The organism is Bradyrhizobium sp. GW821-FHT13H05, from assembly GCF_058804065.1.
Genome location: NZ_JBXAPO010000003.1, coordinates 812,001 through 826,968, shown reverse-complemented (window position 1 = coordinate 826,968; position 14,968 = coordinate 812,001). Strand labels below are relative to the sequence as shown.

General features: G+C 63.1%; 13 protein-coding genes. 1 reads left to right on the top strand and 12 read right to left on the bottom strand.

The window, feature by feature from the left end; translation table 11 throughout:
• Window positions 1-29: 29 nt before the first annotated feature.
• Window positions 30-2,351, top strand: coding sequence for a penicillin acylase family protein (locus AC1RR3_RS12815; protein WP_492822936.1), 2,322 nt, complete (start codon window positions 30-32; stop codon window positions 2,349-2,351).
• 52 nt (window positions 2,352-2,403) lie between these two features.
• Here the strand turns inward: AC1RR3_RS12815 and AC1RR3_RS12810 are convergent, their stop codons facing one another.
• The 12 genes from AC1RR3_RS12810 to AC1RR3_RS12755 form a co-directional block, all read right to left on the bottom strand.
• Complete coding sequence (locus AC1RR3_RS12810; protein ID WP_492822934.1) at window positions 2,404-3,888, bottom strand: aldehyde dehydrogenase; 1,485 nt, start codon at window positions 3,886-3,888, stop codon at window positions 2,404-2,406.
• Between the two features lie 79 nt (window positions 3,889-3,967).
• Window positions 3,968-4,783 (bottom strand): N-acyl homoserine lactonase family protein, encoded by an 816-nt coding sequence (locus AC1RR3_RS12805; RefSeq protein WP_492822932.1) that lies wholly within the window; start codon window positions 4,781-4,783, stop codon window positions 3,968-3,970.
• Window positions 4,780-5,721 carry a Bug family tripartite tricarboxylate transporter substrate binding protein gene (locus tag AC1RR3_RS12800; protein WP_492822930.1) on the bottom strand — a complete coding sequence of 314 codons (942 nt, stop codon included), beginning with the start codon at window positions 5,719-5,721 and terminating at the stop codon, window positions 4,780-4,782. The genes AC1RR3_RS12805 and AC1RR3_RS12800 overlap by 4 nt, the downstream gene beginning before the upstream one ends.
• Before the next feature lie 63 nt (window positions 5,722-5,784).
• Window positions 5,785-6,678, bottom strand: coding sequence for an NAD(P)-dependent oxidoreductase (locus AC1RR3_RS12795; protein ID WP_492822928.1), 894 nt, complete (start codon window positions 6,676-6,678; stop codon window positions 5,785-5,787).
• 35 nt (window positions 6,679-6,713) lie between these two features.
• A complete protein-coding gene (locus tag AC1RR3_RS12790; protein ID WP_492822926.1) occupies window positions 6,714-7,421 on the bottom strand; it encodes an ABC transporter ATP-binding protein in 708 nt (235 codons plus the stop codon).
• Window positions 7,414-8,175: an ABC transporter ATP-binding protein gene (locus AC1RR3_RS12785; RefSeq protein ID WP_492822924.1), complete on the bottom strand. Its 762-nt coding sequence runs from the start codon at window positions 8,173-8,175 to the stop codon at window positions 7,414-7,416. Before AC1RR3_RS12785 ends, AC1RR3_RS12790 begins: the two co-directional genes overlap by 8 nt.
• Complete coding sequence (locus AC1RR3_RS12780; protein ID WP_492822922.1) at window positions 8,172-9,158, bottom strand: branched-chain amino acid ABC transporter permease; 987 nt, start codon at window positions 9,156-9,158, stop codon at window positions 8,172-8,174. The genes AC1RR3_RS12785 and AC1RR3_RS12780 overlap by 4 nt, the downstream gene beginning before the upstream one ends.
• A complete protein-coding gene (locus AC1RR3_RS12775) occupies window positions 9,155-10,024 on the bottom strand; it encodes a branched-chain amino acid ABC transporter permease (protein WP_492823163.1) in 870 nt (289 codons plus the stop codon). The genes AC1RR3_RS12780 and AC1RR3_RS12775 overlap by 4 nt, the downstream gene beginning before the upstream one ends.
• 67 nt (window positions 10,025-10,091) lie before the next feature.
• The gene (locus tag AC1RR3_RS12770) at window positions 10,092-11,249 is read right to left on the bottom strand and encodes an ABC transporter substrate-binding protein (protein ID WP_492822920.1); all 1,158 of its coding nucleotides are present in this window, start codon (window positions 11,247-11,249) and stop codon (window positions 10,092-10,094) included.
• A gap of 105 nt (window positions 11,250-11,354) precedes the next feature.
• A complete protein-coding gene (locus AC1RR3_RS12765; protein ID WP_492822918.1) occupies window positions 11,355-12,353 on the bottom strand; it encodes an MmgE/PrpD family protein in 999 nt (332 codons plus the stop codon).
• Window positions 12,350-13,870, bottom strand: a complete 1,521-nt coding sequence (gene tcuA, locus AC1RR3_RS12760; protein ID WP_492822916.1) for an FAD-dependent tricarballylate dehydrogenase TcuA — start codon at window positions 13,868-13,870, stop codon at window positions 12,350-12,352. Before tcuA ends, AC1RR3_RS12765 begins: the two co-directional genes overlap by 4 nt.
• A 207-nt stretch (window positions 13,871-14,077) precedes the next feature.
• Entirely contained in the window at window positions 14,078-14,782 is a 705-nt protein-coding gene (locus tag AC1RR3_RS12755) for a GntR family transcriptional regulator (protein WP_492822914.1), read from the bottom strand.
• Window positions 14,783-14,968 lie beyond the last annotated feature (186 nt).

The window sequence follows — 14,968 nt, the reverse complement described above, 5'->3', positions numbered from 1 at the left end:
TGCAAGCCTGACAAGAATGGGAGAATAGCGTGGCAAACGCTGCCGACGACAAACCTTCATGCCTGCCTCAGACCAAAGGCACCGTCGTGCTGCGCGGTCTTGAGGACAATGTCGAAATCCATCGCGATGCCTGGGGCATCCCGCATGTCCGCGCGCGCGGAACGGCGGACGCGTTCTTTGCGCAAGGCTATGTCCACGCCCAGGACCGGCTCTGGCAGATGGACGCCGCGCGGCGGCGGATGTTGGGCCGTTGGGCGGAATGGGAGGGCAGCGCGGGTGTCGCGGCGGATACGCTGGCGCGGCGGCTCGATGTCGCAGGCGCGTCGCAGAGCGACTTCGCCGGTTTGTCGGGCGAAGCGCAGGCGATGCTCGAAGCCTATGCCAGCGGCGTCAACGCCTTCCTGGCGCAGGGTGCGCCTTTGCCTTTCGAGTACGGCCTGGTCGGCGGCGATGTCGAACGCTGGGAGCCATGGCACTGCATCCTCGTGATGCGGCAGCGCGGCTATCTGATGGGCTCGGTCTGGTTCAAGCTGTGGCGTGCGGCAGCCATGCGCCAAATCGGACCGGATCACGTCGCCAAGCTGCGTTACGACGATGGCGGCCAGGATTTTCTCGCCACGCCGCCGGGCGCGGAAGGCAAGCGATGGACCGCCGCGCTGCAGGATCTGGCGCCGGCGATCGAGGCACTCGCAGCGCTCGCGGGGCCCGAGGCCACCGATGGTGGCAGCAACAATTGGGCGGTTGCGCCGTCGCGGACCGCGACCGGCCGGCCATTGCTGGCCGGCGATCCACACCGCGCCTTCGAAATGCCGAGCCTGTATTCGCAGTTCCACCTCGCCTGCGACACGTTCGATGCCATCGGGCTTTCGGTGCCGGGCGTGCCTGCGTTCCCGCATTTTGCCCACAACGGCCATGTCGCATTTTGCGTGACTCACGCCTTTGTCGATATCCACGACGTCTATGTCGAGAAATTCAAGCCCGGTGACGCGTCCCGCTATCTGTTCCGGAACGAATGGCGCAACAGCGATATCCGTCACGAGCGCATCGCGGTTCGCGGTGGATCGCCCGTCGATGCCGAGGTGATCGCGACCCACCACGGGCCAGTGATCGCGGGCGATCCGCATCAGGGAGCAGCGTTGACGCTGCGGTCGGTGCAGTTCGCCGAGCTTGATCGGTCGTTTGATTGCCTGCTGCCGATGCTGCACGCACAAAGCGTCGACGCGCTCTACGAGGCGACGCGCGGCTGGGGCCTGATCGATCACAATCTGGTCGCGGCCGATACCACCGGGCGGATCGGAAATCTCGTGCGCGCCATCGTGCCGCGGCGCCCGCGACTGAATGGCTGGCTGCCGGTGCCGGGCTGGACGGGAGAGTATGAATGGCAGGGCGTCATTCCCTGGGAAGACATGCCGCGCGCCTTCGACCCGCCGGACGGCTTTCTGGTCACCGCGAACAACCGTGTCGTCACGGACGAGACTCCGGATTATCTGTGCACCGACTGTCATCCTCCGTACCGGGCCAAGCGGATCGCCGACCGGCTGGCCGAACTTCCGGCTGCCACTGTCAGCGACATGGGCAGCATCCATGCCGACACGCACAGCTTCACGGCGCGCGAATTCATCGCTCGCCTGAACCGGCTGCCGACGATCGAAGGACCGGCTGCCGCGTTGCGCGACCTCATTGGAGGTTGGGACGCGTGCATGGCTGCCAACTCGAAGGCGGCTGCAGCCTATGCGCGGACGCGGCGCGAACTTGCGCGGATCGTTCTCGAGCGGTCGGGTTTGAGCGCGGTGTCGCGAGATCCCGTCGCCCGGGTTGCCCCCGGCGTGGCACCACTCAATCAGATCTGGTGGGCGCTCCCGTCATTGCTCCGCAACGACGATACCGCATTCCTCGGCGGCTGGGATTGGGATCGCGCGCTGGCGGCTGCGCTCGAGCGGGCAGCGGAGACCGACAAGGACAAGACATGGAAGGACAAGACCTGGTCGGAGTTGCATCACGTCCGCATGGCGCACCCGTTGTCGGCGGCCTTCCCGCAGGCTGCGTCGCAGCTCGAACCGCCGGGGCTTCCGGTTGGCGGCGACAACGATACCGTGATGGCCAATGGATGCTATTGGGCCTCGTCAGGCCTCACTGCGGCCTATGGCGCGGTGGCGCGCTATGTCTTCGACGTGGGCAACTGGGACAACAGCGCCTGGGTCGTGTTCCACGGCACCTCGGGGCACCCCGCGAGCCCGCATTTTGCCGATCAGCATGCGCTATGGGCATCCGTCCAGATGGTGCCGATGTTGTACGACTGGAGCACAATTACGAAGGCCGGCGACCAGCTCGTGCTAAGACCTTCCACCTAGGTCCCTCGATACGCCCCTTGCCCGTTGATCAAGTTGACCTACGACGGTTACCTCACATCTTGAGGGCAAATGGATCACGCTCCTCGTTCGAAAAATCAATCATCACGTTCTTCGTCTGCAAGAATTCATCCAGCGCCGCGACGCCGCGCTCCTTACCGAATCCGGACTCCTTAAACCCGCCGAATGGAGCCATTGCACTGGACGCGCGGTAGGTGTTCACCCAGACCGTGCCTGCCTGAACGGCCCGGGACACGCGCAAGGCACGCGATAAATTCGTCGTCCAGACTCCGGACGCCAGGCCGTATTTGGTATCGTTGGCGATGCCGATCGCTTCCTCCTCGGTGTCGAAGGGAATGATCGACAATACCGGTCCGAACACTTCCTCCTGGGCGATCGCCATCTTGTTCTCCACGCCGGTAAAGATGGTCGGCTCGATGAACAGGCCCCTTCCCAGACCATTCCCCGTCGCAGGCCTTCCGCCGCAAGCGAGCACCGCCCCCTCACCTTGCGCATCGTCAATGCATTTGAGGATCCGAGCGAACTGCGGCTCGTTGGCCACCGTTCCCATCTCCGTCGTCTTCTCCAGGGGATTGCCCAGTCTTATTTTCCCAGCGCGAGCGACGAGCCGTTTCACGATCTCATCGTGGACTGAACGCTGAACAAGCAGCCGCGAGCCGGCGATGCAGGTTTGTCCGGTTGCGCCAAAAATGCCGGCGAGTGCTCCGACGGTGGCCTTATCGAGATCGGCGTCCTCGAAGATGATGTTCGGAGACTTTCCACCCAGTTCCAGCGTGACCGGAACGAGCAAACGCCCCGCCTCCGCGGCAATCTGGCGGCCGACATTCGGGCTGCCCGTGAAGCTGACGCGATCAATGCGACCGCTCGACAGCAGCGCCTGCCCCGTTCTGTAGTCGCCGGTCACGACGTTGACGACACCTGCCGGAAACCCCGCCTCATGGATCAGCTCGGCGAATTCCAGCGTGGTCACGGATGCATGTTCAGAAGGCTTGATGACGACGCAATTGCCCGCCGCCAGCGCCGGGGCAAGCTTGTTGGCAAGCAGGCCCATCGGAGAATTCCAGGCCGTAATGAGAACCGCAACGCCGATCGGCTCGCGGCGCGTGAAATCGAAGACATCGCGCTGGTCGAGCGGAATCGTATCGCCAAAGATCTTGTCGGCGCAGCCTGCGAAGAACCGATAGGCGCGAGCGGCGAAATGCATCTGCCCATGCGTCTCCCGGATGATCTTGCCGTTGTCGGTGCTCTCCATGATGGCCATGCGCTCGGCCTGGGCATCGAGCAGGTCAGCCAGCCTGTTGAGCAATGTCGCGCGGGCGAGGCCCGTCGTCTTGCTCCAGACGGAATCATAGGCCCTTCGGGCAGCGGCGATCGCGTCGGCGACCTGCGAGGGCGTCGCCTGCGGCACCAGCGCCCATTGCTCGCGGCTATAGGGGTTGATGGCGGGGAACCATTCCTGGTTCGATGCGCTCACGGTTTCATTGCCGATCGCAAGTCCATACGTCTTCGACATGATCATTTATCTCCGCAACTGGCGAATTGTTGTTTTCTGATCCCGCGCGTCCTGCGCCGAATTCACTTCGGGGGATGGTCGAAATTCAGACAGGAGGCCCGCTGGGATCAGCGTCCAGTCGGGCAATCCCGTCGAGCCCTTCGCGCGCGGCAGGAAACAGCGACAGCACCTGCCGGTCGTGACCTGGAATGATGTGGGACGGGCTATCGGCCAGCTTATGGATGACCGAGAATCCGTTCAGCATCTGGTTCATGTCGAACAGCACCGGAAATGGCCGGCGCTGAAGAATGTTGGCGTAATAGTGCGAGGCGTCCGAAGCGAGCACGACGTGGCCTCGCCGCGTCTTCACCCTGACGACCTGAAGCCCCGCGGTATGGCCGCCCAGCCAGTGTAAGGATATGCCGTCGTCGAAATCGGAATTCGGATCGTGAAGGGTCACGCGCCCTTCGAAATTCCGCCTGATGATGTGACTGACGTCCTCGGCACTGTAGGCCTTCTTCTGTTCGGCGTCGCACATGCAGCGGCCGGTACAGAAATGCATCTCACGCTCCTGCACATGATACCGGGCTCTGGGAAACAGGTCGTGGTTACCGGCATGGTCCCAGTGCATGTGAGTCAGGATGACATCCTTGACGCTCTCCGGGTTGATATCGATTTGCTTCAAGCCCTCGGCGACCGGTCGCGTGACGGCATAATTACGCGGCCTGCCCGCCTTCTCGTCGAAGCCGGTATCGACGATCACGGTGCGGCCCCGGCCGACCAGCGCCCAGACGAAGAAATCCAGCGGCATCGGCATATCCGGCACATCATTGTTGTCGATGAAGTTCTCCGATGACCGACGCTCGTCCTTCTTGGCGTATCGGATCGCGTAGATTTCATACTCGGACATGTCGTCGTTCACTGGCGCTCGATGCCAGCTTCCCTCGTTGTCGTCGCCCACAATTCCATGTCGTCCTTGACATGCTTGCCGAACTCCGTCGGTCCGATCCATTGCGCCTCGAAGCCGATATCGGCGAGCCGGTTGCGTATCTCCGGCTCCGCCAACACCTCGCGAACGCCATCGGCGAGCTTGGCGACAATCTCGGGCGGCGTGTCCTTGGGCGCGAAAAGCCCCGTCCATGCCGCGATATTGATGAATGCAACGCCTCCCTCCCTCATGGTCGGAATCTCGGGGAAACGCGAAGCGCGGTCGGGATTTGTCGTTGCGAGTGCGCGGGCCTGGCCGGCTTCGACCTGGGAGACCGCGGGCGCCATGTCCATGAACGTCATGGAGACGCGCTGGGCGATGATGTCGGTCACGACCTGCGGGCTGTTTCGATAGGGCACGGCGGCAATATCGATGCCTGCCCGCCGCTTGAACGCTTCGCCGGACAGCTGGCCAAGCGCATTGGCATATCCGAACGTCAACGTGCCGGGCTTGCTTTTCGCCAGCGCCACGAGATCGGCCACGTTCTTGACGGGCAGCCCGGGGTCGACGATCAGAAAGTATGGAAACAAGCCAAACTGCGAAATCGGAGCGAAGTCAGCGATGGGATCGTATTGGATCGATTTCAGCAGACTGGGATTGGCCGCGTGCGTCGACGTTCCGCCGACCAGCAAGGTGTATCCGTCTGGCGCCGATCGCGCGGCGGCCGTCGCACCCAGCGCGCCATTTGCGCCAACGCGGTTATCGATGATGATCGTCGTCTTCAGCAGCTCCGACAGCCGCTGAAACACGATGCGCGCAACCCCGTCGGTCCCGCTGCCCGGCGCAAACGGCGCGATCACCGTAATGCGTTGTGAGGGATAGGTCTCCGCCCCTGCCTGGTTCAGCTGCGAAAGCAGCAGGGCAATCGTCAACAACAACACTCGCACAGAACCCTCCCCTATTTTTCGCTTTTGCTCGAACCCGGGCGATGTTGATCATGACTTCTTCGAAGCGCCTTCGATGATCTTCGCGATGACCGGCCAGTAATTTGCGCCAAAACCGGCCTGGGAGGCCTCGGTCAGAAGGCTGGCACCGAGCGCGGCCTCCCTCGCCTCGATCCCGGCGTCCCTGGCCATGTCGAGCGCGTAGGAGATGTCCTTGTGCATGTAGTCGGTCGAGAAGACCCGCTCGGGAAACTCCCGCGCAGCGACCGCCTTGTAGCCGTGGTTCCGCAGCGCAAAGCTGTCGGCGGAGCCCTTCGAGAAGGCATCGAACAAAGTCTCGGTTGACACGCCGGCCGAATTCGCGATCGCGGCGGCTTCGCACAGCGCAGTGACGGTACCTACGACGACCATGTTGTTCAGGATCTTCACGACCTGGCCAGATCCGACATCGCCACAATGGGTGACCTCGGAGGCAAAGCAGCGCAGCAGCGGCTCTATGGCGGCAAACACATCCTTTGCTGCCCCGACCGAGATCGCAAGCGTCCCCGCCTCTGCCGCTGCTCGCGTCCGTGCGACAGGCGCATCGGCATAATCGGCGCCCTTTACGGTGAAGGCGCCGGCCAGCTCGCGAGTCAACTTCAGCGGGCTCGTGGAGAGATCGACGATGGTTTGACCAGCACGGGCGAACTCGAGAAGCCCGCCCGACATTTCGCAGATTTTCTTCAAATGGGCGCCGCTCGGCATCGAAATGAAAACGATGTCGGCCTTGGCCACCGCGGCGATAGAGCCGGCGTCGACCGCACCGGCCTGGACCAGGCGTGCCACGGGCTCCGCGTTGATGTCGTGAATCAGCACCTTCTGCTTGGTTTTCTGCACGAGGTGCCGGCACATCGGTTCACCCATGACGCCCAAACCGATGAAGCCGAAGGTCGAAGAGCCAGTCATGTCAAAACTCCGGAATTTCCAGACAGCGAAATATTTCAGATACCGAGATAGGCGCGCCGCACATAGTCACTGGCCAGAAGGTCCTTGCCCTTCCCGCTCAGCGCGACCGCGCCAGTTTCCAGCACAAAGGCCTCGTTGCATAGATTGAGAGCAAGCTTCGCATTCTGCTCGACCAGGATGATCGACATGCCGATGTCGCGGTTGATCTCGACGATGATGCGCGCGATCTCATCGACGATGATCGGCGCAAGCCCGAGCGAAGGCTCATCCAGCAGCAACAGGCGTGGCCTCGCCATCAGGGCGCGGCCGATCGCCACCATCTGCTGCTCGCCGCCCGACAACGAGCCAGCCATCTGGCTCCTGCGCTCTACAAGGCGGGGAAAATAGCCGTAGATCTGGTCCAGCGTCTTCTTCTGGTGCGCCTTGTCGCGCTGCGAATAGCCACCCACCAGGAGATTGTCGAGCACGCTCATCTGCGGGAAAACCCGTCGGCCCTCGGGCGACAACGCGATCCCGCGTCCCACGCGCTGCGGCGCCGATCTGCCATCGATGCGCTCGCCATCGAAGTAGATCTCTCCGCCGCTCACCGGCTTGAGGCCTATGATGGCCTTCATCGTGGTGGTCTTGCCGGCGCCGTTTGATCCGATGAGCGAGACAATGGCTCCATCGGCCACGGACAGGCTCAAATTACGGACCGCCGTGAGCGGACCGTAAGCGACATTGATCCCGCGAACGTCAAGCATGGACGGCTTCCTTGCCGAGATACGCCTCGATCACGATCGGGTTCGATACGATTTCCGCAGGCGTTCCCTGCGCGATCAGCGTGCCATGATCCAGCACCACGACGCGATTGCAGAGGCCCATGACGGTGCGCATGTGATGCTCGACCATGATCATGGTGACGCCGCGCTCCGCCTTCACCCGCCGCAGAACCGATGCGAGCTCGGCCGCCTCCTCGGGATTGAGCCCGGCGACGGGCTCATCGAGCATCAAAAGCCGGGGTTCGCTGGCGAGCGCGATCGCGACGCCGAGGCGCCGCTGCTCGCCATAGGATAGCTCGCGTGCTTTCAAACCCGCGCGGCGCGTCAGCCCGAACAGGTCGAGCACATGAAGCGCCTTCTCTTCCACCGCGAGGCGCCATTTGTTCGAGAAAAAGCCGCCCCACAGGCCAGTCAGCCCCGACGCCAAGGTGCCGCGCGCGACGTTCTCAATGACTGTCGCCTCCGGGTAGATGGTTGCGGCCTGGAAGGTCCGTGACAGCCCCTGGCGAACCGTCTGATTGGCCGGCTGCCCGGAGATATCGCGATCCAGAAACCGCACCGTCCCCGCCGACGGCCTCAGAACGCCAGAGATCACATTGAACAGCGTGGTCTTGCCTGCACCGTTCGGACCGATGAGGCCTAGAAAGTCGCCCTCGTCGACGTCGAAGGACACGTTTCGAACGGCGACAAGCCCGCCGAAGGAACGCTTCAGGCTCTCGACTTCGAGCATGCTCATGGCACTTCCTCGGCCACCAGCGCTGTGCTCGCCCTCGCAACTCGCTGGCGCGAACGCCAGGTCTGGACCAGGCTTGCCAGGCCGTTCGGAACGAACATCAGGCAGAGCACGAGCACGGCCCCGTAGATGATGTGCTGTAGCCCTTCGGTGGAGCGCAGCAACTCCGGCAAGGGCGTCAGCACGAGGACGCCGACGACCGGGCCCAGCACCCCGTCCCGTCCGCCGACAACCAGCATGGTCAGGTAGGACACCGACTCCCAGAACGTGTATGAGTCCGGCGAAATGAAGCGGAGATAGTGCGTGGACAGCGCACCGGCGAAGCCCGCGATGCCGGACCCGATCGTAAAGGCGATCACCTGGACGCGGTGCGTGTCGATGCCGCTCGATTCAGTGAGACGCTGGTTCTCGGCGGTGGCCGCCATCATCGTGCCCAAGGGCGACCGATAGAGCAGCCAGGTCAGGAGCAGTGTCGTCAGCGCGCAGACCAGCGCGAAGGGATAGAATTGCGGCTTGGCACGAAGGACGTAGCCGAAGATCGAGATCGGGGGCACACCGACGAGCCCGTTTGCGCCGCCCGTGACCGAGCTCATGTCCAGCGCCAGCAGCACAGCGATCTGGCTGAACGCAAAGGCCACCAGCACGAAATAGACGCCGCGCAGACGCAGGATGATCCAGCCAAGGGCGGCGGCGATGACGGCCGCGACCAGCCCTGCGATGAAGAGGGTCAGCAGCGGCGGCCAGCCCTTCATGGACAGCAGTGCCGAGACATATCCGCCGACCAGCGCAAAACCACCGTGCCCCATGGAGAGCTGCCCCGCCCGCGCAATGATGGCCAGGCCGAGCACGAGCATGAGGTTGATGCAGCCGATTGTCGCCAGATGGACATAGAACTGGTTCGGCGCGAACCACGGCAGCAGCGCTGCAAGACCAACAGCGACCGCGATCCCAACATAAGGCATCGGCTTGGTTGCAGGGGAATTCACGCTTCACGCTCCTTTCGGCCGAGCAGACCTTGCGGACGCAGCAGCACGACGGCGATCACGACCAGGAATTGAAGGATCTCGGACAGCGAAGCGCTCACGAACGTGCCGGCAAAACTCTCGATCAGGCCGATGAGCAACCCGCCTGCGACGGCGCCGGGAACGCTGCCAAGCCCGCCGATGACGACGATCACGAAAGCCTTCAATGTTGGCGCAAGGCCAATGAAGGGCGAGACCGACAACACCGGAGCCATGAGGACGCCGGCGAAAGCCGCAAGGCTCACGCCCAGCACGAACGCGAGGGGAAAGATGACGTCGACACGAATGCCTTGCACCTGCGCGATCTCGGCGTCCTGCGCCACCGCGCGCATGGCGCGTCCCATTCTTGTATGGCCGATCAATAGATTGAGCGACACGACGGCAACAATCGCGCCGATGATGACCACCAGCCGCGACCAGGGGAATACGATCCCGCCGACGGACAGGACTCCGGATATGACGGGCGGCACGGTGCGTGCGGACGCCCCCCACAGCAGCAGCGCGCTGTTCTGGAGGATGAGAGCGACGCCGACGGAGGCAATCATCCCGTTCAGCTCGTTGCCGCGAAACTTGCGGAACACGATCCGCTCCATCAGCAGTCCGAGCAGGGCCGTGGCCCCTACGGCAAGCAAGACGCTGATGAAGAACGGCAGATTGTTGCTGCCGTAGAGGATCGCGAACAGGAACGCGCCGGCCATGTAGAACTCACCATGCGCAAAATTCACGATGCGCATGATGCCGAACACCATGGTGAAGCCGATGGCCATCAGCACATAGATCATGCCGACCATGAGGCCATTCACGATGGTCTGGACCAGGATGATTTCCATGCTCACGGGACGACGACTCCAATCACCTCAGTGAGGCGCGAGGCGCCTCGCCTGTTCCAGCGGTCGCTTATTTGCACGCGTTGACGTCGCAGGTTGCCACCTTGGCGACGACGCCGTCTTTCATCTGCCCGACGTAGAAGGGAAGATCGATCTGGTGCTTGATCCCGTATTTCTGCTCGCCGGTCCAACCCGCCTTGCCCATCGCGGTCGGAACGTCGGACAATCCGTCGAGCGTCGCTGCGATCTTGGTCGTGTCGTCCACGGTGCCGGCCTTCTTCATCGCCGTGAACAGCATCTGCAAGCCGGCGTAGAAGAACGGGCTGAACCCGTTCATGTTCGGGCCGTATTTGGCCTTGAAGCGGGCAACATAGGCCGCGGTGTCCGGCAGGCCGGTATCGATCGGCAGATGGACATAGGTCCCTTCAGCCGCATCCTTGCCCGCCACCTTGAGCATCTCGGCGGCGACATCGCCGCCGGTGACGAACACCGGGCCTTTGTAGCCCAGTTCGCGGGCCTGCTTGAGAATGAGCCCGGCGGTGGTTGGAGAGTTACCGCCGAGCTCGAGCCCGTCGGCCTTCATCAGAATGCGGGTCAGAATGGGCACGAAGTCGACGCGCTCGCGCTCGAAATACTCGACCTGCAGCTTCGCACCGGTCTTGGCGTAGGAGTTGAAGTTCGCCACGCCGATCTGCTGGCCGGTTTCATCGTTGGGAAGCAGCGACACGACCTGCTTGGCCGACGTGTTCTTCATCAGCCACGCCACCTGCGGATCGGAGAATTCGCCTGTCGTGATCACCGGCCGGTACGCATACGGCGCATCGGCGCCAAGCGCCCGCGGCGTGAAGGCGAGCGTCATGGTGATGACTTTCCCGGAGGTGGTCTGATCCTTGGTCGCGACCGCCGCGGCCGACCCCATCGGGCCGACGACGAAACGGATTCCGTCCTGGATCATGAGACGGTCCATCGCCGTGACCGCATCCTGGGCGCGGTAGCGATCGTCGTATTGCTTGAACAGGATCTTGTAGCGCTTGCCGGCGACATCGAGGCCGCCGTCCTTGTTGACGTCCTCGGCGGCAAAGTCGGTAGCGGCGAGCATGCCCTCGGCAAAGGCCGCGCCCGCACCGGAAAAACTGGCGTGCACGCCGATCGTGACACTGTCTTCGGCCTGGGCCGCAGAACACACGACCGATGCGGCGAGTACGGCGACCAACTCAAAACGCTTCATTCCAATCTCTCCCCAGATGTTGCTTTTATCGGCCTTGCTCTTGTTGTCAGGTAAGGCTTGTCGTTGCGACGCGGCTCGGCTCGGCCGCCTCGTATCATTCGCGGGTCAGGGGACCCAATTCGTCTCCTCCGGCTCGTGCGTTCCTCGCGCGGCAAAGACGACCTTCGTGGCAGCTGCCGGAGCGCCGCGCCCCTGCAACAGACGCGAAACCGTCGCGAGGTCCTTGACCTTGTCGATCGTCTCGAGCCGTTCAAACAGGGGAGCGATATGATCGCGCGGCAGAACGGCGCCAGCTTGCCGTTCGAACTGGTCCCAGAGATCGGCTCCCGGCGGCGAAGGAACTGCAAGAAGATCGAAAGCGGCCTCCCCTCGCGCTCCGTTGTCCGCAGCCAGACTTGGGATCGCGCGCCCTTCGCTCCTGACCATCTCGGCGCAGGAGGCTTCGTCGACGGCTTCGGCAAGCAGAGCGGCCAGCAATCCGCTTCGAAGGCTCAGACCGACCATGAGCGATGTTGCGCCGCCCTGCCCGGCCGGAGGACTGTCAACGTTGGCCATCCCGGCCATCAACAGCGCAGCTGCAATTTTCGGGCGGCTCAATTCGAGCACGCGCGCAGCTGCCGCGACGCCACCGAACAGGGCGAATCCGAGCTGGCCGGCGGCCGGTGACAGCGTCGGCGCAAGGCAAGGAGCGATCGCCGCGCCTGACGTCAATGCGTCGAGGACGTCCTGCCCTGTCTTTCCACGCTCCTCACAGAGCCCGAACAGCGCCACGATGCAGGCCGAATTCGCAGCATCGCGCGAAGCTTCGGAGCCTGCGACGGCAGCCGTGGCGTTGATCAGCGCGGCGTCGACCGCGCTCGTACGCCGTTCGGTTCCGAACACGAGCGACGATCCTCCGGTCATTGCGACACCGGATGTGGCCAGCAGCGCTTTCGTCATGCTCGCCGGCACGCCGGACAGCGTCCGGCCGAACGCAGTGATGACCGCCGCCCTGGCCCTTCCCACAGTTTTGGCATCCCGCTGCCGAGGATCGTAGGCGCTGATCCGCTCGGCCAGGCTTTCGGCCCAGGCCTCAGGTCCCGGCATGATGGTGCTGACGCTCATCGCGCTGCCACCGCCACGGCCGGCGCGATGCTCTGTTGACTCGCAGCATTGCGGCCCGCGATCCTGCCGAATGTTGCGCCGGAGACCAGACCGGTGCCTGCGGGATAGTTGTCGTAGAACAGACCACCGACCAGCTCGCCGCAGCAGTACAATCCCTTGATCGGACGCCAGTCGGTGCCGATCACCTCGGCGTTCTCGTTGATCTTCAGGCCTCCGAACGTGAAGGTGATTCCACCGGTCGCGCTGTAAGCATAGTAAGGCGGCTTGTCGAGCCGAAGCGCCCAGTTGGTCTTTTCGAGATCGAGCCCCTTGGTGGAGAGGCCGTCCTTCTTCGTGGGGTCGAAGCCGTCGTCCACAGAGCGCGCATGATCGTTGTAGTTCTGGACGGTCTTGAGCGCCTGCGCCTTGTCGTCGATATCGAGCTGCGCGATCAAATCTTCGAGCGAGTTGGCCTTGATCGGGTCGCTGGTCGAATATCGCGGCTCGAGCAAATGGATCACCTTGCTGTCGAACAGCTGATACGCTTTGGCGCCCGGCTCGGCCAGGATGGCGCGGCCGAATTTGGCGTAGGTAAAGAGCGCGCCGTCCTCGCCTTCGTCGACGAAGCGCTTGCCCTTGCGATTGATCATCACCGAATAGACGTAGGACAGGCGGTTGCTGCGGTCGGTCATCTCACGCGGAGCGAAGTCGCCCCAGTCCGCGCTGATCGGCGTGGCATGGCAGCCGCTCCACTGCCCCCACGGCATGGCGCCGATGGCGAGCGCCATGCGCAAGCCGTCGCCCTGGTTGTGAGGCGTACCGCGAACCTTCGCAGCGCCAACCAGAGGACCGATGTGCTGCGTGCGCATCTGGACGTTCGCTTCAAAGCCGCCGCAGCCGAGCACCACGGCCTTCGCGCCGAGCGAGCGCACCCCATCGTCGTCCTTGGTCTTGACGCCGACGACACTGCCGTTCTCGTCCTGAAGCAGCTCCGAAACGGCGTTGCCGTACCGCACCTCGATGCCCATGCGCTCGCAGGTCGAGAACCAGCTGCGCGAGAGACCGACGCCTTCGTGCGCCGCGCGCACGACGAGGCCGCGCGCCCAGACCATGACGTTGTCTTTCTTGACCGCGGACAGGCTGATCGCCGGCTCCATCTTGATGGCGCCGGTGTCCTTCATCCAGCGAACGGTCGCCTGCGAGTTCGACACGAGAAGACGCGACAAAATCGGGTCCGTACGTCCATTGGTGACGCGCATCAGATCGCCGTGAAAATCTTCCTGCGTGTAGGGGGAAATGCCGTCGTAGAAGTTTTCGAATTCATCCTCGACGCCGGGCAGCAGAGCGCCGATCTCGCGTGGCTCGTCATAGGCGAAGCGCAGGACACCGCCGCTCCAATGCGTGTTTCCGCCGCGCATTTCGCGGGGAGCCTTCTCGAGAACGACCACACGATCTGCGCCGTTTTCTTTCGCCGAGACCGCCGCAGCCAAAGCAGCGTTTCCCGCGCCAACGACGATCACATCGAACTCTTCGTGCATTTCCGTTCCTTCCCGCCGAACCATCGCTTTTGCGCTTCTGTATTCTTGTGAATACCAATGTATACATTGGAATGCAAGGCAAAATAATGCGGCTCCGTCGTGCGCGGAAAATGCCGTTCGAGCAGCGGGTTGTACGAAGATTGGGATTTGGCGGGAGATCGAAAGCGCGCTTGCGAGCCGCGAATATTACGCCGCTCGCATCATCATTCAGGCGCCGTCCTGCTCGCCGCGCGTCTCCAGCTCGCGCTCTTTCGCCAGGATCGCCCGACGGGTCTCGAGCGCGCTGAGAACATGCGCGCGTGCCAGGCGCTCGGCCTTCTCGCCCTCTCTTCGCGAAATGGCCTGCACGATGGCGGCATGCTCGGCCTGAGCGACAGCGAAACGGCCCTTCTCTGCCAATGTCGTCGGCCCCAGAAGCGCGATCGCATCCTGCAGGGCCGACAAACTCTTTTCGAGATAGCGATTGTGCGCGGCCGTTTGAATCGCGTCGTGCAGTTCCCTGTTGTGCCGATAAAGATTGAAGGGCTCGCGGCCGAGCTTTTCACCTTCGGCGACGAGCCGGGCCAATGCGGCAAGATCTTTCGGACTTGCATGCCTCGAAGCCAACGCAGCCGCGGTGCCTTCGAGCGCCGCGCGCATCTCGTAGAGTTCTTCGACCGCATCCATGTCGAGAACGGAAACGACGAGCCCGGTTCTCGGGCGAAGGTCGAGCAGGCCCTCGAGCTCGAGCCGCGTCAGCGCCTGACGCGTCGGCGTTCGGCTGATGCCGAGGTGTTCCGCCAATTCGACTTCGCGCATGCGCCGTCCTGGCGCAAAGCGCCCTTCGACGATCTCACGCCGCAGTGCTGCGTAAGCGTAGTCGGCAGCGGATGCGAATTTCGTGCGGTCCGGCAACAGCATCTCGTCGGTCATGACGTCTTTTCCGATCTCATTCGGCAGGAGCTGCTCGTACGAGCGTGACGCGCCAAACCGTCCATCAATGATCTGCGTCCGATCTTTCCGACCGTACAAGGCGCGCGAAAGACGCAGGATATTCGGCGTCGCGTCGCCTGTCTGGAACGAGGCAATAGGCGTCCACCGAATTAAGAGTAGCAGCCC